We start from the raw sequence: 20391 nt of genomic DNA, 5'->3' as shown, positions 1-20391 counted from the left end.
AGCAGCTTCGCAAAGCGAATCTCATGGCTAAAATTTGAGCCTAGGTCTCAAATTTTCCAGTAAAAGAAGCCACAACGATTTGTGGCTTCTTTTACGTATGCTACTAATATAAGTCTTATCTTTACTTATGATTCTTAAAAAATTCTTTGAGGTCGTTTAGGCTGATATCGCTACTGTTTGATAAAGTTTCTTGTAATTGACCGTCTTTAAAGACTAATAATGTAGGAATAGAATCAATATGATATTGTTCTGCAAACTTTGCTAATTCATCCGTCTTATTTTCCGTATCAATATAATAAATTGTAGCATTAATACTTCTTGCAGCCTTTCTTAATTTTGGAGCAAATTCCCTACAATACGGACAAGTTTCACGTCCAACATAAACAAAACGAATCTGTTTCTTTTGAGTATCCATTTCATTCTGAATAGTCGAATTGTCTAGTTGAACAAAATGACGTGTGGCTTGTACATACTCACTGGAGCGATAAACTAAAGTGTTGTCATTTGAAACAAGAATACGAGGATTAACGAAACATAACATTATAACAACACCAATATAGGATGCAATTAATTTTTTTCGTGGACTCCAATTTTTTAAGAAGTGATCTTTTAGGAATACAAAATAATATCCAGATGCTACAAGAAATTGAAAAAAAATCCATAGTAGTGAAAATTCACTAACGAAATAATTAAATATCATATAAGCTAAAAGAATAATTAAGAATATACAATCACCTTTTGTTAAATATTTAACTTTAGACATTACACCCACACCCTTTACTAATTTATGATTAAAGTATAGCACTATTTCTTGAAAATGAAAGAGTTTTCTTACTTTTTATGAAAATGTTATTAGCGAAAAATAGTTTAGTAACGAGAAAAAAATATTAAAGAAAAAAATTTTGTACTAGCAGTAATAAAATCTGATTTATCAGATTTTATTAGAGGAAAATTTGAGACCAAGGCTCAAATTTTAGCCAAGAGACCCGTAAGGGGCTACTGGCGTCCTTTGCAAGCTACAAAATCTTTTTTCTTTAATATTTACTTATAGGCGGTTAAAAATTGTTTGTTCGATAGATTCGCTTGTTCGGTAAATCCAAGCGTTATTTTTAAAAATAAATAATGGTGGAGCGATTAAAAGAGCAACTAGGCAGAAACCTATAAAAGCTTTTGTTACTTTAGAAAACTTTTTACTTAGAGATGATTTACAACATAAATAATAAATCCCTGTTGCTACGAAAAATTCATAGAGCATCCACAGAAATGAATATCCAGTAAAATAAGACAATAGTAAATTGAAAACAAGAAGGATTGAAAACAATTTATCATCTTTCGTCAAAGACTTAATCTTACACATTAAAACCAACTCCTTTATTATTTTATACGTTCATTATACTATAAATTTATTTTTTTTGAAAGCGGTTTTAATGAAAGGTTTCAGAAAATTGTTTACTAACGATAAAAAATACTATAGAAAAAATTTGGTACTAGTAGTAATAAAATCTGATATATCAGATTTTATTAGAGGAAACTTTGAGACCAAGGCTCAAAGTTTAGCCATGAGATTCGCAATGCGAAGCTGCTGGCGTCCTTTACTAGCTACAAAATTTTTTCTATAGTATTTATTTAGAGAAATTACGAAATCATACTTTTGTCCCATTGTCGTAGGATGAGAATATGCTATAATTTTCCTAAGAGAGTTGATAAAGGAGAAGTCTTATGAAGAAACATATTATTCAAGCTATTAAGCTATTTTTCTTTGTAGCAGTCAGTTCAAAAGTTTTTGTAAGAATGCATAGTTCTGCAGAAATGTTTCTATTTATTCTATTATGTTATGGAATATTTTTCTACGTACTATTCCGTAAAGAAATGAATCCACCAAATTGGAAAACATACCTACATAAGGAAAAAGAATTACAAGGCCCATCAGAGAAACAACAAGAAATTTATGAGAAGGCAGGTCTAACAGAAAGCGATGTTGCTTTCTTTAGAGAAAAAATGAATCGAGCAAAAGGTCAAATTCAACAAATCGAAGCTTATACGAAACAAAATAATAAACTAGAAGCCATTGCGAATCGTTATCAAGTCGTGACCGTTTTAAAAGATTATTTCAAAGAAATTGTCCAACATCCCGAACGATTACATACCGTTGATAAGTTTTTAAATACGTACTTACCAGGTTTAGAAGAAATGATGGGAAAATATGTTGAAATCGAACAACATATCTCTAAAACACAGGAAACTTACCAAATGTTGGATCAAACGATGGACTTCATAGATGACTGTTGTCTACAAATTGAAGCTGACTATCAAAAATTCCAAGCGCAAGATTTTAATGATTTAAATTTAGAAAAGGAATATATTCAAAAGCAATCTCAAAAAGAAGAGTTTGAAGACTTTTAGGAGGAAATATACATGACAGAAAAACAAACAACAGTAGAAGATTTAATTCAAAATCCATTTGGAGAACAAGTGAGTGTAACACCATTATCAGAAGTGTCTCACGATTTTCCAGCAACACAAACGGAAGCTAGTCCCAAAAAATTAATCGATACATTGGATGAAAAACATCAAGAACAAGCTCGTGCATTAGCAAAGCAAATTGATGAAAAAAATTTACAAGCGATTATTAGTTATGGGGCTGCAGCTCAAAAACAATTAGGGGAATTTTCTCATCAAATGCTTTCTCATGTGCAAGCAAAAGATACAGGAGAAATTGGGGATATTTTAAACGACTTAATGGAGCGTTTAAATGAAACTGACCCAAATGATTTAGTAGCTGAAAATCAAGGATTCTTCCAAAAATTCTTTGGAAAAATTAAGAAGAGCATTTATGAAATGCAAGCTAAATATCAAGAAGTGGGATCACAAGTCGATAAAATTGCAATTCGTTTAGACCATGAGAAAAATGGTTTATTAAATGATAATTTATCATTGGAACAATTATATCAACGTAATAAAGATTTCTTTGATGCTTTAAATATTTATATTGCAGCTGGAGAATTAAAATTAGCGGAATTACAAGAAACATTAATTCCTGAAGCTTTAGAAAAAGCACGTGTAACAGGAGACCAAATGGATGTACAAGTCGTAAATGACTTAGAACAATTCCTAGACCGCCTAGAAAAAAGAAATCATGACTTGAAATTAACAAGACAAATGACGATTCAACAAGCACCACAAATTCGTTTAATTCAAAATACAAACCAAGCATTAGCTGAAAAAATTCAATCATCGATTACAACAACTATTCCATTATGGAAAAACCAAATTGCGATTGCGATGACATTATTACGTCAAAAAGATGCTGTAACGGCACAAAGACAAGTTTCAGAAACAACAAATCAATTAATTCAAAAAAATTCAGAAATGTTGAAAATTTCTACAATTGAAACTGCTCGTGAAAATGAACGAGGCATTATTGATTTAGAAACATTACAAAAAACTCAAAAAGATTTAATTGAAACATTAGAAGAAACATTGAAGATTCAACAAGAAGGTAGAGCAAGAAGAAGAAAAGCTGAAGTTGAATTAACGAATATGGAAGAAGATTTAAGACAAAAATTATTAGTGTTAAGTCATAAGGAAAAACAAATTCATCAAGATTAATAAGGTAGATATTTTCTAGAGTTTCAAGCTAAATTATGATTCAGTAGTAAAGATGTAATCTGCTTGTAATAAAATAAACTTGCGATTTTTTCCAACATTAATTACAATAGAGGTAAATAAATTTTTAATGAGGTGAGAAAATGCACGTTTGGATCGTAGTAGTAGCATTATTAGCTTTAGCAGTATTTTTCTTATTCATTTCATTGTTCTTAAAAGACAATCAATATGAAGATGAATTAGATGAATTAAGTGAAGGCTTATTAGAATTAAATCGAGAAGTGTATTCTTTAAAGAAAAAAATTCAAGAATTGGAAGGAACACCTATTTATCGTGCTCCTGTTGAGCATACTCCTCAACCTGAACCAGAATTTACATTTATTCCACAACCAGTCGTTGAGCCAGAACCAACTTTCACTCCAAGATTTGAAGAAAAAGAAGAGGAAGTTCAACCAGTGTTTGAACCACAACCAACGTTTACTGAACCAACTTTTTCACAACACGAAGAAGAGGAAGAAGAGTTACATAGTATCACTCGTAAACATATCTTGACTCTATTTAGTCATGGTGGTTCATATGAAGAAATTGCTGAACAATTAAATGTACCAGTTTCAACTGTTCAATTAGTTATTGATAGCTATTTTGAATCAGATTCACATTAAGGAGGGGTATTATGAGTAAAACAAAATTTCGCTCTTTAGGTGTAGGTTTCCTTTTATCAGCAATTTTCTTAGCTTTAGCAACTGTGGCATGGCCATTTGTTCCTGAATCATTGAAAAGTCAGTTAGATAGTGTTCATTTACCATTAGTAACAGACACTGTTAAAACGACTGAAGAAACAACTGCAGCTACAACGCAAGCTACACAAACAACTGAAACAACTACTAAAACAACTGCTAAAGTTGCAGATAAACCTGTAACAATTACAGTTGAAAGTGGAGAAGTTTCAAGTGATGTTGCTCGTAAATTAAAAGAAGCAGGAGTTATCACTGATTCTAAAGCATTTGTAGATTATTTATTAGAAAATAATATTGCAGAAAATATTTTGGCAGGAACATTTGAAATCCAACCAAATAGTAGTTTTGAAGAAATTGCTCGTACAATTGGAGCTTTACGTTAATCTATAAAAATAAGAGGTAGACACTTGAAAATAGTGTTTACCTCTTTTCTTGTTTTATATTGAAGATTTTTTCGTCCAGATTAGATAACTAAATAAGACGAAGATTAAGATTGTTAAGCTAATAAGCGTTTCAATTGTAACGAATAGATGAAGGAAAGAAACTTGTAAAATTCCTTGAGCCATTTTCAGTGAGGTTGCTGTAACAATGGTTGGGAATGTTAAAGCTGAAAATGCGGGTTGAAATCCTTGTTTTAAAATTTGTGGTAGGCGACTTAAGACTAAAAAGAAAAATATTTGAGATGAGATAATCATCATGATGATAGAGTATGTTAATAATTGATGTCCACCTACACGTACGAGTGAAGCTAGTAGTAACGAAAATGGAGCACAATAAATTCCTTCTTGTCCTAATAATTCATTTGGAAGTGGCTTTTTCTTCAAATCTAGATAAATGCGTGGATATAAATAAAACGTTAAGATAAAGCCAAAAATAATTGTTGCATATGCAATTTCAATGATTCCTACAACAGGATAAGTGAGTGCTGCTACTGCAATTCCAACATAAAGAACTGTCCAACTAGGAGTTGCGTAAATTTTATCCTTTGAAGTAAGTAGTTGAACTGTGAAGTAGCTGATTAGTCCAATATCTAATAGGAATGAGAACCACCAAAGAACTTGTGCTAATAGAGATACACTTGGAACTGTACGTAGAACATAAGTAGCTAAAATCATTCCTGCCATAGGGAAAGTAGCCATTCCTGATAAAACAGGTGGTTTCTTTAATTCTTGTTGGGCTTCTTTCCAATCTAGTAAATGTGTAACAAGAAAATAAATCCATAAGACTAGTCCCATGATACTTAATGTATGAGATAACTCAGGGATTGAGTCGGATATAAGATTTCCAGCGCCAGCTAACCCAAGAAGGCAACCAGAAAAGGCTAAAGGTAACTTTTTCATAACATCCTCCAATAAACTTTTTATGAAAAGTATATCACAAAATAGAATGCAGGAACATTTAAATTTGTAACTTTCTTAAAAAGAGAGTGATTAAAAATCCATTTTATTTCGTTAAATTATTTTAAAATCTGATAGATTTATTATTAAACCAATTCTAAATTATGCTATAATGGAGCAGTGAATATTAAAAGATGGATGTGAATACATGATTAACAAAAGAAAAAATCGTCCTATAAAGAAAAAATCACATATTCCATTTCGATTAAATTTATTATTTTTTATTGTGTTTTTTTCTTTTATGGCATTAATCGGACGATTAGCGTATGTTCAATTAGTCAAAGGGGATGATTTCATCGCCTTAGTGAAACGTACAGAAACTTCTACTGCAAAAAAAGCAGTTCCAAGGGGTTCTATTTATGATAGTAAAGGAAAAGTTTTAGTAGGAAATAAACCAAAATTAGCAGTGAACTATACACGTTCGTCAGATGCTACAACAGCAAGTATGTTGGAAACCGCTAAAAAATTAACGGAGTTTATTACAGTAGATACTAGTAAATTAAGAGAGAGAGATTTAAAAGATTATTGGTTTGCAACTCATCCGGAGGAAGCTAGTAAGCTATTAACAGCAGAAGAGAAAAAGAAAGCATCCAAAGAAGGCTTATCGAATAGTAAGACTTATGAGATGCAGTTAGATCATATTACAGAAGAACAAATCAATTATTCTGATAGTGAAAAACAAGCAATTGCTATTTTTACGAAGATGAATAGTGCCTATGCCTTATCAACCGTTACGATTAAAAATGATTCTGTAACAGAACAAGAAGTTGCTCGTATTAGTGAACGTCTTGGAGAGTTAAAAGGGATTGACATTGATTCAGATTGGGATCGTGAATACCCAATGGGAGATATGTTGAAGACAATTCTAGGTTCTGTATCTTCTGAAACAACAGGTTTACCTTCTGATAGAGTGCGTTCTTTATTAACTCTAGGGTATTCATTAAATGATCGTGTAGGTACAAGTTATTTAGAAGAACAATATGAATCAGTTTTAAGTGGAACAAAAACAGTGGTTCAAAGCCAAACGAATAATCGTGGAGAAGTGGTTAACCACGAAGAACGTTATGGTGGAATAGCTGGTTCCAATTTAGTGATGACAATTGATACGGATTTTCAAAAGAAATTGGAAGATATTGTTACTAAAGCTGTAGAAGGATTATCAGATGCCACTGCAGACCGAGTGTATGTTGTTGCAATGAATCCAAAATCCGGAGATGTTTTAGGAATTACTGGTAAAAAGAAAAAATATAATGAAAATTATCAAGTAACTGGAATTGAAGATGATGCCTTAGGAGCTATTAATGGTGCCTTTGGGATGGGGTCAGCTGTAAAAGCGGCAACAGTTATTTCTGGATATATGGATGGAGTTATTACAAGAGAAGATAATACGATTGTCGATGAACCAATTGAGTTTGAAGCTTCTAAACCGAAAAGTTCTGTATTCAACCGTAATGGTAGTATTCCTGTAACAGATTTAGATGCGATTGAGCGTTCTTCTAACGTTTATATGATTAAGTTAGCCATGAGAATGGGTGGACAATATGAGTATAAAAAAGGTGGAAAATTAAATATTAATCTTAACGTATTTGATAAATTACGTGAGTATTATGCCCAATTTGGTTTAGGGGTTCGTACAGGAATTGACTTACCTAATGAAGGAAAAGGATATAATGGTGGTACAGGTGCTGCCTTCTCTGCACTGGACTTTGCGTTCGGTCAGTTTGACTTATATACGCCATTACAATTAGCTCAATATATGGCTACTATTGCCAATGGAGGAACACGTATTGCACCTCGTTTAGTAAAAGAAATTCATTCAACAGGTAAAGATGGAGGAATTGGAGATTTAGAAACAGTTGTTCCAACAAAAATTATGAATTCTTTACAAGTGGAAGCTGGTTTAATCGATCATATTAAAGAAGGATTATATCGTGTAACGCATGGAGCAAACGGAACTTCAGCTTATACGTTTAGAAATTATACGCCTTCTGTTTCTGGTAAAACAGGTACAGTAGAAGCGTTCTACGATGGACCATTACCACAATTTAAACAAAAGGAAGTAGAGAACTCTACATTTGCTTCTTATGCTCCTTCTGATAATCCTGAAATTGTTGTATCAGTAGTTGCACCATATTTTTCAAATGGAATTCCTGGAGACTTTGCAGCTGGAATTACAAAACAAGTGTATGATGCATACTTCCACCAAGAAAGTTCAACTTCATCAACAAATTCTACAACTGCTAATGGACAAACAAATACTCAAGCAGGAAATCGTCCAGCACAACAAGCAACACAACAACAAACTACGAACAATCAAGTTCCTGTCGCTCCAGTAAGAAGACAAGGACAATAATTTATGAAAAAGGTCTTTTGAATATTCAAAAGGCTTTTTTTATGGTTTAAATACTACTATAATAACCCTTTCTTTTTTCTTTGATTCTAGAAGAAACGCCTGAAAACAACTGAGAATAAATTGACAATAAAGAAGAAAAACAGTTAAAATAATCATGATTGAAACAATAAAAGAAGGTGAGTAAATGCCGACTTATCAAGTAGGGTATGATGAAAATACCTGGGAATTTAATGATGCCATTGGAGCTGCTAACCCAGGTGATGTACTAGAAATTCAAAAAAATTATTTTTTAAATTTTTCAACAGATACTGCCTATGAAATCAATAAAAATCTTACTTTTTTAGGATTACTAGATGAAGAAGATGGAGAATCTTTCTTTACGAATAAATTCCAAGGAACCATTTCTCTAGATTACGGTGCTTCTGTAGTTTTTGAAAATATTTGGTTTACCAATCTTAAAGATACAACATTGATGATTATTCATGAAAATTGTTCTGCAACATTTAAAAACTGTGTTTTCGAATGTACAGAAGAAGATAATGAAAATTATTTAATTTATGCCAAAGAAGGCTCTTTTTTGACTTTTGAGCAATGTAAAACAAGTTTTGTGAGTGATAGTGGTAATCAGAGTATTTACTTACAAAATTCTTCTTTCACTGCAAAGGATTCTTTCTTTCAATTTAGAATTATTACGGAAGGTGCGGAATTAAAACTTTCAAATACCATTTGTGAGAATTACTTTGGAAATGCATTATATTTACAAAAAAATACAGGCTTTGAAGCTGAAAATTGTCAGTTTTACGGAGGTAATTTACTTAAATCGTATCCAATGATTTGGGTAGAAGATTCTTACTTTAGATTAGAAATGGGAATCATTGGTAAAATGAAACGAGGACAAGGGTTATACGCTGGGGATAAGAGTGAAGTCTCACTAACAAATGTAACAGCTCATTCCTTAGACGTTCGAAAAAGTATTTGTCTTTTAGAAGATTGTAAAATTATGGATTCAGTTTTCTTAGGACCATTTACTTACTGTTATGCCCAAACGGTTTTATCTTTCCTTTGTGAGAGTGAATCGAGTATACCATTGAGATTATATAATGGCTCAACGATTTTTGCAGATCAAGTGTTATTTGAAAAAGCTCTTGATGTTAATATTGAAGCAACTGCGTCTTCATTAGTTCATGTTTGTGAATTAATGTATGCTAATGGTAGTTCAAGTGAGTTAACTATTCAAACGGATGAATTTTCCAAAATGTCCGCTGATGTTCGTCATACAACAGCTGCTGGAGCAGAGGGAAATGAGAATGCAGCTAAAGAATTAGACAGTTATGAAGAATTACAAAACTTAGTTGGCTTAGAAGCAGTTAAAAAAGAAATCGATACATTAATTGGAATGGTCGATTATAATAAACAACGTGTTTCTAGAGGAGAACCACCTCAACAATTAGTATTACACTCATTATTCATGGGAAATCCAGGTACGGGTAAAACAACCGTTGCACGTTTAATGGGTAAAATTTTATTTGAACGTGGAGCATTGTTTGGAGATACTTTTAAATTTGTGGAAGTTTCTGAATCAGATTTATTATCTGGATATGTGAACCAAACAACAACTCAAACATTAGCGAAATTAGAAGAAGCACGTGGTGGGGTACTATTTATCGATGAAGCTTATTCCTTAGATAAGAAGAGTACGAATGATACCGGAAAAGAAGCTATTACAACGATTCTTAAATATATGGAAGACCATAAAAATGAAATTATGATTATTTTTGCGGGATATACGAAAGAAATGGAGCAATTTTTACAAATTAATCCAGGATTGACTTCACGTGTTCCAAATCGATTAAATTTTGAAGACTATACTCCAGAACAAATTGTTCAAATGGGGATTAAAGGTCTACAAAAAAATAGCTATGAAATTGCAGATGTGGAGTACTACACACGTAAAGTAACGTTGGAATATAATCGTTCATTAGATCGTAGTAATGCGCGTTGGATTCGTAATTTTAACGAAAAAATTATTAAACAATTAATTGCTCGTGTTATTGCAGAGAAGAGTGAAGAAATTTCACTGATTACCAATGCGGATATTGATGCTGTTCTAGAGATTGGTAAGTATCAAGATAATGGTACGAAGAAAGATGCATGGGAAGAATTACATCAATTAATTGGTCTTCATAAAGTGAAAGAGCAAGTAGAAGACTTTATTGCTCAAGCTGAAATGAATCGTAAACGGGAACAAGAAGGATTTGCAACTTCTGTTGCGACTTTACATTCATTATTCTTAGGAAATCCAGGTACAGGTAAAACGACTGTTGCTAGAATTGTTGCGGAATTATTGTATCAAAAAGGATTGATTGCTACGAATAAATTAATTGAAGTATCTCGTGGTGATTTAATTGGTGGTTATCAAGGACAAACAGCTATTAAAACAAGAGAACATTTACAAGTTGCTCTTGGTGGAGTTTTATTTATTGATGAAGCTTATTCTTTAAAACACGGTTCTAGTGATAATTTTGGACAAGAAGCGATTGATGAAATTTTGAAATTTATGGAAGATCATCGTCAAGATATGGTCGTGATTTTTGCTGGATATCATAAAGAAATGGCAGAGTTTTTAGAATCTAACTCAGGATTGAAGAGTCGTGTTCCTACGACATTTGATTTTGAAGATTATAGTCCAGATGAAATCGCACAAATTGGTGAATTTATTTTACAAGGTCAAGGGTATCAATATGATGCAGAAAGTTATAGAGCAGCTGTGAAGGAAGCTTATGCTGTAACTGATGACCATAGTAATGGACGTTGGATTCGTAACTTTAACCAAAAATTATTGGCACATATGTCTCGACGTGTGACAAAAGATGAATCGAGTGATTTTAATACGATTACAAGTGAAGATTTAGAAAAAATGAGGGAGGCATAAGATGACAGATTATGTAGCACCACCAAAAAGAAAAAAAGATTCTGATAAGGATAATAATAATGATTATGTAGTACCGCAGAAAAAAGATGACTACGTTTCTCCGCCTAAAAAGGATGATTATGTATCTCCTCCAAAAAGAGATGACTATGTAGCACCACCTAAGAAAGGTCAATCAAGTTCTTCCGATGACTGGAAAAAGAATCCGACTTTTCAAACAAAACCATCTTCTGAATACCAAAAGGATTCAGAATTAGATCCTCAAATCATTCCTTATTCAGGATATGGTGGATATTTTGATACACCAAAGCAAGATTTTAGTTTTTATTTAACAGGTTATTTAGTGATTTCACTGTTATATTACTTTTCTTCGTTCCAAGAAATGGGATTTTTTGGAAAAATCTTCTGGTTTGGTTATATTCTTCTATCCAATTATACTTATAGTTGGTATGCTGATTATCGTCGTTTCAAAGGTGGAATTCTAGGCTGGTTCTTTACACCATATGGTGGAATTCGTGCTGGATTTGCTGCTTCTTCGATGATGGATTATAGTACTGGGAAAGTTAAACGTGGATTTTTTGGTGGTTATAAAATGAAAATGAAGAAAGATATTTGGTCACATATGTTCTCATTTATGATTCTTACAATTATTATAGAAGCTATCAAATATATGATTGCAACTCCGATCGCATTTATCTCGTTATTCTTCCATAAGAGTACAGTACGTAAATATGTAAGGGCTAGTGAAGAGGCTGTTAGGGGTTAGAAATTGAGTTTTTTATACTGTAGCGAAGGACGCCAGCAGCCCTGCGGTCTCATGGCTAAATTTCGAGCCTAGGTCTCGAAATTTCCAGTGAAAAGTTATTTTGTCAAATTGAACTACTTGCATTTTTAATAAAAATAGCGTATTATTTTGATATTCGTAGAAGAGAACGTTCTATTTTTGAAACAATTAGCGAGCTAATGATTGGTGAGAGTTTAGCATGTCCCTCAAAGATAGAGAATCATCTCTGAGATATATTTCCGAAATAATAGTAAGAAATATCGCCTAAATAGCGTTAACAATTTACCAAGTTGAAAAGTATGAATAACTTTTCAAGAATTTGGGTGGTACCGCGAAACTTTCGCCCCTGCTGTTGCAGGGGATTTTTTATTTTATAGACAAAGGAGGAAATGCAATGAAAATGAAAGAAACATTGCAAATTGGAAAAACAGAATTTCCAATGCGTGGGAATTTACCTACAAAAGAATTAGATTATCAACAAGAATGGGAAGAAGCAAACCTTTATGCGCAACGTCAGTTAAAAAATGAAGGCAAACCTTCTTTCGTATTACATGATGGCCCTCCATATGCCAATGGGGATGTTCATATGGGACATGCGTTGAATAAAATTTCAAAAGACTTTATTGTTCGTAGTAAATCAATGAGCGGATTCCGTGCTCCATTTATTCCTGGGTGGGATACTCACGGTTTACCAATTGAACAAGCTTTAGCAAATGCTGAAGGTGTTGATCGTAAAAAAATGTCAGTAGCAGAATTCCGTAAATTATGTGCAGAATATGCTTGGCGTCAAATCGACAATCAAAGAACAGTGTTCAAACGTTTAGGTGTAACTGGTACATGGGATAATCCATATGTAACATTAAAACCTGAATTCGAAGCAGAACAAATTCGTGTATTTGGTAAAATGGCTGAAAACGGCTATATTTACAAAGGATTAAAACCAATTTACTGGTCTCCATCAAGTGAATCTTCATTAGCTGAAGCAGAAATCGAATATAAAGATGTAGAAAGTGCTTCTATTTATGTAGCATTCAAAGTAAAAGATGGAAAAGGCTTATTGGGTGAAGATACTTCATTTGTTATTTGGACAACAACTCCATGGACACTTCCTGCAAACTTAGGAATTTTCGTTCATCCAGATTATGTATATGCACAAGTGAAAACTTCTTCTGGTACATTCGTTGTTGCTAAAGATTTAGTAGAATCATTAACAGCTACATTATCATGGGAAAATGTAGAAATTTTACAAGAATTCCCAGGTAGTGCATTAGAATATATGACTGCTTGGCATCCATTCTATGAACGTGAATCATTAGTAATGAATGGAGATTATGTAACATTAGATGCGGGTACTGGTTTAGTACATACAGCTCCTGGACACGGGGAAGACGACTTCTATTATTCTCGTAAATATAATTTAGCAGTATTGTCTCCAGTAGATAGCCAAGGTTGTTATACAGATGAAGCACCTGGATTTGAAGGTATGTTCTATGCAGATGCGAATAAAGTGATTACAGATTTATTAACTGAAAAAGGTGCACTATTAAACTTAAGTTATTTTGTACACAGCTATCCACATGACTGGCGTACGAAAAAACCAGTTATTTTCCGTGCGACACCTCAATGGTTTGCTTCAATTGATGCATTCCGTCAAGAAATCTTAGATGTGATTGAAAACGACGTTAAATGGTATCACCCATCTGGTCAAGTTCGTATTTATAACATGGTTCGTGACCGTGGTGACTGGGTAATTTCTCGTCAACGTGTATGGGGAGTTCCGTTACCTGTATTTTATGCTGAAAATGGTGAGCCAATTATTACACCAGAAACAACAGAACATGTTGCTCAAATTTTCGAAAAACATGGTTCAGATGTATGGTTTGAATGGGATGCAAAAGACTTATTACCAGAAGGGTTCACTCATCCAGATTCTCCAAATGGTATCTTTACAAAAGAGTTAGATATCATGGATGTATGGTTCGACTCAGGTAGTTCTCATGCTGGAGTTTTAGGAACTCGTGAAGAATTATCATTCCCAGCGGATATGTATTTAGAAGGTAGTGACCAATACCGTGGATGGTTTAACTCAAGTTTAACAACAAGTGTAGCAGTTCATAAAAAAGCACCTTATAAATCAGTTCTTTCTCAAGGATTCGTAATGGATGGAGAAGGGAAGAAAATGAGTAAATCACTAGGAAACGTTATTTCTCCAGCTAAAGAAATGAAGACTAAAGGGGCAGATATTATTCGTTTATGGGTAAGTTCTGTGGACTATGAGTCAGACGTTCGTATTAGTGATGAAATCTTAAACCAAGTATCAGAAGTTTACCGTAAAATCCGTAATACTATGAGATTTATGTTAGCGAATACAACTGATTTTGATCCTAAAGCTCATGCAATAGCGTTTGAAGATTTACGTACAGTGGATCAATATATGTTAGTACGCTTCAATCAATTAGTAGATAGTATTCGTAAAGCATATGATAACTATCAATTCTCAACGGTTTACCAAGGGGTTATTAACTTCTGTACGGTTGACTTATCACAATTCTATTTAGACTTTGCTAAAGATGTTGTGTATATTGATCAAGAAAATGGCTTTGAACGTCGTGCAATGCAAACAGTATTGTATGAAATCTTAGTAAAATTAACAAAATTATTGAGTCCAATTTTAGTGCATACAACAGAAGAAGTATGGAAATACTTAAAAGAAGAGGAAGCTTATGTTCAATTAGCTGAATTCCCTGAAGTAACTCATTATGAAGGTGAAGAAGCTATTTTAGCTCGTTGGGCTGAATTCTTTAAAGTTCGTAATACAGCTCTTAAAGCATTAGAAGAAGCTCGTAATGAAAAATTAATTGGTAAAAACTTTGAAGCAAAAGTGACATTATATCCAACTCAAGAAGTGGCTGATTTATTAGACAGCTTACAAACAGATGTTGCTCAATTATTCATCGTTAGTCAATTAGAAGTTGCTCCTGTAGGAACAGCAGCTCCTGAAAATGCAGTTCAAGGTGAAGGTGTTTCAGTTGTTGTTGAACATGCAAAAGGGGAAACTTGTCAACGTTGCCGTGCGGTGAAAGTAGAAGTCGGAACATTAGAAGATGCTCCAACATTATGTCATCGTTGTGCGACAATTGTCCGTGAATTTTATCCAGAAGCGCTTCTTGGCGAAGAAGAATAATTTTTATTTAAAAGACTTCCTAGTATAGTAGCAGGGACGCCAGCAGCTTCGCTTTGCGAATCTCATGGCTAAAAATCGAGCCTTGGTCTCGATTTTTCCGGTGATAGAATCTGCGATGACAGATTCTATCACTTGTGCTACTATGGAAGTCTTTTTTGTTTCGGTCATATGACGAAGGAACGGATAAATGATGGGATGACTTCTTAGTATAGTAGCAAGTGGACGGCAGCTACTATGGTTTGTCCATCATAAAAACAGCTCTTTCCTAATTAGGAGAGAGCTGTTTTTGTTGTTGTGAAAGATATTGTGTCTTTAATTGTTCTAGTGAATGAGTAACGCAACGATAGCGATAGAGGCGAATCGATGGTTGAGTTGCTTCTTCTTCAATCGTAAAGAGAAAATAATGATCCTGATGGTCCAATGCATTTTTTCCATTTAACTTAAAATAAGGACGATTTGATTTTGCCATGGATAATAATACATCATCAATTAAAAAAGTCAGAGGAATTGTTAGAGAGGAATAGCGATAAAAGTCTTCTTCAAAATGACGGTACTCTTCACTAAAATAATTCATTTGTAGTTCATTACGATAATAATCTTGTTGATTCATCCTGTTCCTCCTCTACTTGTTGAATAGAGACAATAGTTTCAATAAAAATTCTTTGATAGCCATTACTGAGTTTTAATAAACATTCTGTAGCAGTGAGATTTTCTAATGTGCCTGTATAGTGCAACAGTTGCTTGTTTTCAAGAATAGAAATATAAGCTTTTAAAGAATATAACTGTAATTGCCCTAATAATAAATATTTTTCTTCTAAACTGAGTTGTGAATGAGTAGGGATAGGGATTGCATCATCTTCTAATGCACTTGTATGTTCAGAAAGGAAAAATCCCATCCACTTTGCCATTTTTCGATCTTGATATAAGCGAGCAGAACGAAAGGGTAAATAAGAACGATCAATCATTTTAATCCCTCCAAACCTCCAGCAGAATGTCCTCCAATGAGTTTGCTACGAGCAATATTTCTCGAACTTTCTAATAGAGAAGTTCCTTTTTGAATCGATAAAAATCCAAATTCATCTCGAATGTCATCAATTGCCTGTTGTAATTTTTCTTCTTTTTCCATGAGGATGGGATCATCGAATAATGAAATGATAGAATATTTATCATCCACTAAGTCACTATAGCGTACTCCAATTTGGCGGACAGCACCGCTATGATATTTTTTGCGAAATAATTGTAAGACAGCCTTTGTTAAGATGGCTGTTTGATTGCTTGGTTCTATGGCTTCTTGACAATGAAGGGAAGACTTCATTTCATATTTTGAAAAGCCAATATAAATAGAAATCAGTTTTGTTTTTTTATGTCGTCTTCTTAAGCGAATGGCTACTTGTTCCGCCATTTCTGATAAGACAACTTCTACATCTTCTTGATGAATATAATCTCGTGGTAAAATCTGCGAATTACCAATTCCTTTTGATTGTACTTTATATGGTTGATGGATATTACTTTCGTCGACTCCATTGGCATGAAACCAAAGCTGAACTCCTATGATGCCAAATTCTTTTTGTAAATCATCCGGATTACTCTCAGCTAATTCACGAATACTATGAATGCCTAGTTTATGTAATCTTTTTTCTGTTCTATTGCCAATTCCCCAGAAATCGGTTAAGGACGGAATCGCCCATACCTTTGTTTCAACATCTTCATAGGACCAATTTGCTCGCATTGTTTTTGTTTTTTTAGCTTCATTATCGAGAGCTAGTTTAGCAAGAAGAGGATTTGCATTGCTCATTCCAATAGTTGAAATAATTCCTGTTTTTCTCCATATTTCTTGTTGGATTTTGGAAGAAAGAACATCTAATTTTTCCTTTTTAGTGAATTGATGATGCGAAATAAAATAATTCAAGGAAGAAGTTAAATCAATAAAGGCTTCATCAATGGAATAAGGAAGAATATCTGTCGGTGCAGCAAATTTTTGAAAAATCTTTTGAATTTCCATATTTTTTTCAATGTAGCGATCCATTCTCGGGGGTACAATTAATGTTTTTTGCGCCCAATTTTCTACATAGTGTATAAAATTTTGATTGATGGGTAAACCTTGTCTTTTTGCAGCAGCTAGATTGAATTTTCTTGTTTGAATATGAAAAGGTAAATCATAAGAGCGACTGACATTTGCTTTTCCAAAAATTTTCTTAAAAATAGGGGAAGAAGCAAGAATCAGTCCATTAGCATTATCTGCACGACTCATGACACAAAGACAAGTTGTTAATGGATTCAATCCACGGTCAACACACTCCACACTAGCATAGAATGATTTCATATCAATAAAGGCAATATCACTATGTGGTTCTCTTGCATAATCAATAACGCTCATTTTAAACCTCTAGGAAGCAGATACCGGCATAAAGTGATTCACGACGAGTCCAACTACTTGTGGATTTTCTTCATAAGGAATGAATTGCTCTGGATAATTCGGATTTAAAGAAACCATTCTAAAGCCTTGTTCGTCTCGATATAATTTCTTAATATAAACTGCCTCGTTCCATGTTAGGGCATAGACTGCTCCATCATAGTCAAATCCATTGGCTTGAATAAGAGCAACTTCACCATTTTGATAAGCGGGACTCATCGAATCTCCTTGAATCCATGCAGCAATATCATACCCTCGTTGCTCTGTTGGAGAGTAGACAATTTCTGTTTCATATTCATCAAAAATTCCTTTTCCTAATCCGGCAGAAAGTTTTACTTCTGCTAATACGGTAATCGGATAGAGCGTTTTTTGACTTTGTTGTTGATGAAGTAATTGCTCTACATAGTGTTCTGCCTTTTTTTGATTATTTGAATGCAGTTGTAAATAGTTCGTCACAATAGTATATTCCGATTCAAAATAACTGGCTTCTACATTGAAAATGTCTGCTAATGCGATTAAATTTTTTTGATTTGGAATTGTTTTTCCATTTTCCCAATGATGGTAAGCTACTCGACTAATTTCTAGTTGTTTGGCGATAAAAGATTGAGAATAGCCTTGTTGAGTACGGATTTCTTTTAGACGATTTGCTGAAAACATAATGCACCTCTGTTGTTAATTTATAACTTAACAACAGTTTATCATATGAAATGTGGAATGGCAATATCTTGCTTATATTAATAGCGAATAAAATTGAAAAATGATAAGATACAAGAGAAGAACAGGGAGGAATTATATGAGAAATAAAGTTCGATTTAAAGAAAAATTATTTCTAGGGACAACTTTGTCATTTGAATTTGATGGAAGTACGATTGGAAAAGAAGCTACTCCTAATCAATGGGTGCATGGAAAGTGTTCGATTGAAAATGCTTTTGTATCTTTAAAGGTAAATGGAGAATTTCTCCGTGTTAGAGAAGTGGATCAGTGGATTGAAGATTTAAGAAAATTGAAAGAAAATGAAGGAACAGAACCTTGGCATTTATCATTTGAAGAAGAGGATATTGCTTTATATTTTTCTCCTAAAGAATATGAATCAGATGTCTGCTTATTAGGAATTCGATTGCGTCCTTTTATCAAAGGTGGAAGATATTTAACAGAATATTATGAGATTAGTTTATTTGAAGAAGAAATTTTTAAATTATTAGACTTCTTAGAATCTTGCCGTGAATTCAGTGTTGCCTCAAAAGAAAAAGTTGAGCCGACTCATCAAGAGGGAGAATATAAATATTGCCGTGTAAGCTTTGAAGGCAGTCGAAAACAATATGTATATTTATGTCATAAAAATCTAGAAGTAGAAGTAGGCGATTATGTGACAGTTCCGGTTGGAGAATATTTCCAAGAAGTGGAAGCTTTCGTTGAAAAAGTTTTTTATGGAGATGAAGAGGCAGCGGATTTTCCAATAGAAGAATTGAAATATATCACAAATGTTGTTTCTTCCCAACAAGAAGCTGTAATCGAGTATCAGTTATCCATTCCAAGAGAACAGATTATTTATAATTCTAGAGAAAATGAATTAAGAGAAAAAACGATTTTTGGAAGCAAAAATAAAACAGTCAATCCTGTGCATATTTTAAAAACAACGATTGGGGAATTTTGGCTGGAAGCAGATGGAGAAGTCATTCCAATGCATTACGAATTTACGAAATTAAGAGTATGGAAAGAAAATTTAGTCAATGGTTCGTATCGTTTAAGACCAGCTCAATTAGAGACGTTAGCAGGTAAAACGGTTGTATTAAAAACTTCGATGGATTTCGAGGAAATGCGCTATATTAAATCTTATGAGGGAATTGATTTATTAGGAGCACAGTGGCAGTGGAATCAGCTAGCAGTTGGAATGTGGGCTGAAAAGGTAGATCCAGAACACTATGAGATTGAAGTGGATTCGAATGGTGTCGTTTACTATCCACCAGAATCGAAGAAGGCTTCATTTGGAGTAGCGTGGACAACTTATGTGGACGATGAAGATGCTACGATTTGGATGAATATAGAGTAAATAGGTGAAGAGATGACGGAAAAATTATTTGTAGATAGAGAGATTAGATGTTTGTATTGTAGACGACATTTTAGTGTACGGGAATATCAAAAAGTTGAATTACCACGGCAACAAGAATTGATTCCTTATATTTTAGACGGATCTATTTTTGAATTTGAATGTCCTTATTGTCGAGAAGAACATACGGTGCTAATAGATCAAGATGAGTTTATCATTGATAATCAGGTTAAGAAATATCGTATTTATTATAGTGACAATGAATATGATAGTGGTGTTAAACTCATGCAAGTGTCCCATGGATTAGGAATTATATCAGAAGAGGAAAAGGATTTTGTGCTTGAAGTTCGTTCATTAGATGAAGAGGGTTACCGTATTCGTTTTGAACCGAACTATGGTTCAGCAGTGGAAAAGATGGTCATTTTTGAAGCGGGTTTAAATGATGTAGCAGTCGAATTGCTGAAATCATATATGGAGCTTGAGTATGATTTTGATAAAGAATTTGATCATTTAGTATTTATAGATGATCAAGACAGAGCTTTTGTTGGTGTACAAGATGGTCGTCCTGTATTTGCAGTAGAATTTGATGAAGAGCAATATGAGGATATTTTAGAAGCTTTTGCTGAAGAGTGTGAATGTATACAGTATGAAGTTGATACTTATGAAATTAAGAAAATTATGAAAAAACGTCTCGAAGAAATGGAAGAGGAAGATAACTAGACTTCGCTGAGGTTGCGTTGGACGTAAGCAGCCTCGCAAAAATGCGAGTCTCATTACTAAAATTTGAGCCTAGGGTCTCAAATTCTCCAGAGGCTGTGCAACAGCGCAAAGCCTGTTTTCTTTATTACAGAAAAAATGAGACTAGGCTGCGTTAATGTTGAAAAGGGGTTGTTCGACAAATCCTGTTGGTGAGAAATCACCGACAGGATTTTTTACATGCA

16 protein-coding genes are annotated in these 20391 nt (G+C 33.5%); 10 read left to right on the top strand and 6 right to left on the bottom strand.

The annotated features are described in order from the left end of the window. Positions 1-121: 121 nt before the first annotated feature. Positions 122-763 (bottom strand): thioredoxin domain-containing protein, encoded by a 642-nt coding sequence (locus RWL86_RS05820; RefSeq protein WP_314077835.1) that lies wholly within the window; start codon positions 761-763, stop codon positions 122-124. Between the two features lie 956 nt (positions 764-1719). Between RWL86_RS05820 and RWL86_RS05815 the strand changes: the two genes are divergently transcribed. From RWL86_RS05815 to RWL86_RS05800, 4 genes are all read left to right on the top strand, one after another. Continuing rightward, a complete protein-coding gene (locus RWL86_RS05815; RefSeq protein WP_314077831.1) occupies positions 1720-2403 on the top strand; it encodes a 5-bromo-4-chloroindolyl phosphate hydrolysis family protein in 684 nt (227 codons plus the stop codon). Positions 2404-2415: 12 nt separating this feature from the next. Next, the gene (locus tag RWL86_RS05810; protein WP_314077829.1) at positions 2416-3609 is read left to right on the top strand and encodes a toxic anion resistance protein; all 1194 of its coding nucleotides are present in this window, start codon (positions 2416-2418) and stop codon (positions 3607-3609) included. A gap of 140 nt (positions 3610-3749) precedes the next feature. Further along, positions 3750-4268: a DUF6115 domain-containing protein gene (locus tag RWL86_RS05805; protein WP_314077826.1), complete on the top strand. Its 519-nt coding sequence runs from the start codon at positions 3750-3752 to the stop codon at positions 4266-4268. 11 nt (positions 4269-4279) lie between these two features. Then, positions 4280-4726, top strand: a complete 447-nt coding sequence (locus tag RWL86_RS05800; RefSeq protein WP_314077825.1) for a hypothetical protein — start codon at positions 4280-4282, stop codon at positions 4724-4726. A 54-nt stretch (positions 4727-4780) separates the two neighbouring features. On the opposite strand, the gene RWL86_RS05795 is transcribed toward RWL86_RS05800, so the two are convergent. Further along, positions 4781-5683, bottom strand: coding sequence for a TDT family transporter (locus RWL86_RS05795; RefSeq protein WP_314077823.1), 903 nt, complete (start codon positions 5681-5683; stop codon positions 4781-4783). Between the two features lie 205 nt (positions 5684-5888). Here RWL86_RS05795 and RWL86_RS05790 point away from each other — a divergent pair, with 205 nt between their 5' ends. From RWL86_RS05790 to ileS, 4 genes are all read left to right on the top strand, one after another. Beyond that, complete coding sequence (locus RWL86_RS05790) at positions 5889-8093, top strand: penicillin-binding protein 2 (RefSeq protein ID WP_314077820.1); 2205 nt, start codon at positions 5889-5891, stop codon at positions 8091-8093. 184 nt (positions 8094-8277) lie between these two features. Continuing rightward, positions 8278-11025, top strand: a complete 2748-nt coding sequence (locus RWL86_RS05785; RefSeq protein ID WP_314077818.1) for an AAA family ATPase — start codon at positions 8278-8280, stop codon at positions 11023-11025. Position 11026: 1 nt separating this feature from the next. Next, a complete protein-coding gene (locus RWL86_RS05780; protein WP_314077815.1) occupies positions 11027-11788 on the top strand; it encodes a hypothetical protein in 762 nt (253 codons plus the stop codon). 412 nt (positions 11789-12200) lie between these two features. Further along, on the top strand, positions 12201-14990 hold the full coding sequence (gene ileS / locus RWL86_RS05775; RefSeq protein WP_314077813.1) for an isoleucine--tRNA ligase: 2790 nt from the start codon (positions 12201-12203) through the stop codon (positions 14988-14990). Positions 14991-15255: 265 nt separating this feature from the next. On the opposite strand, the gene RWL86_RS05770 is transcribed toward ileS, so the two are convergent. From RWL86_RS05770 to RWL86_RS05755, 4 genes are read right to left on the bottom strand one after another with little or no spacing between them, the layout of a single operon-like run. Further along, complete coding sequence (locus RWL86_RS05770; RefSeq protein WP_314077810.1) at positions 15256-15600, bottom strand: DUF5960 family protein; 345 nt, start codon at positions 15598-15600, stop codon at positions 15256-15258. Continuing rightward, positions 15575-15955, bottom strand: coding sequence for a hypothetical protein (locus RWL86_RS05765; RefSeq protein ID WP_314077808.1), 381 nt, complete (start codon positions 15953-15955; stop codon positions 15575-15577). Before RWL86_RS05765 ends, RWL86_RS05770 begins: the two co-directional genes overlap by 26 nt. Beyond that, a complete protein-coding gene (locus RWL86_RS05760) occupies positions 15952-17367 on the bottom strand; it encodes a Y-family DNA polymerase (RefSeq protein WP_314077805.1) in 1416 nt (471 codons plus the stop codon). Before RWL86_RS05760 ends, RWL86_RS05765 begins: the two co-directional genes overlap by 4 nt. A 9-nt stretch (positions 17368-17376) precedes the next feature. Continuing rightward, entirely contained in the window at positions 17377-18060 is a 684-nt protein-coding gene (locus RWL86_RS05755; RefSeq protein ID WP_314077803.1) for an XRE family transcriptional regulator, read from the bottom strand. Positions 18061-18196: 136 nt separating this feature from the next. Here RWL86_RS05755 and RWL86_RS05750 point away from each other — a divergent pair, with 136 nt between their 5' ends. Both RWL86_RS05750 and RWL86_RS05745 read left to right on the top strand, forming a co-directional pair. After that, positions 18197-19453 carry a hypothetical protein gene (locus tag RWL86_RS05750; protein ID WP_314077801.1) on the top strand — a complete coding sequence of 419 codons (1257 nt, stop codon included), beginning with the start codon at positions 18197-18199 and terminating at the stop codon, positions 19451-19453. A 12-nt stretch (positions 19454-19465) separates the two neighbouring features. Beyond that, complete coding sequence (locus tag RWL86_RS05745; protein ID WP_314077800.1) at positions 19466-20170, top strand: CpXC domain-containing protein; 705 nt, start codon at positions 19466-19468, stop codon at positions 20168-20170. Positions 20171-20391: the final 221 nt, after the last annotated feature.

The sequence above is a fragment of the uncultured Granulicatella sp. genome, assembly GCF_963515095.1.
GTDB lineage: Bacteria > Bacillota > Bacilli > Lactobacillales > Aerococcaceae > Granulicatella.
Note: the sequence above shows the minus strand (reverse complement) of the source record. Positions and strands in the feature narration are given on the sequence as shown.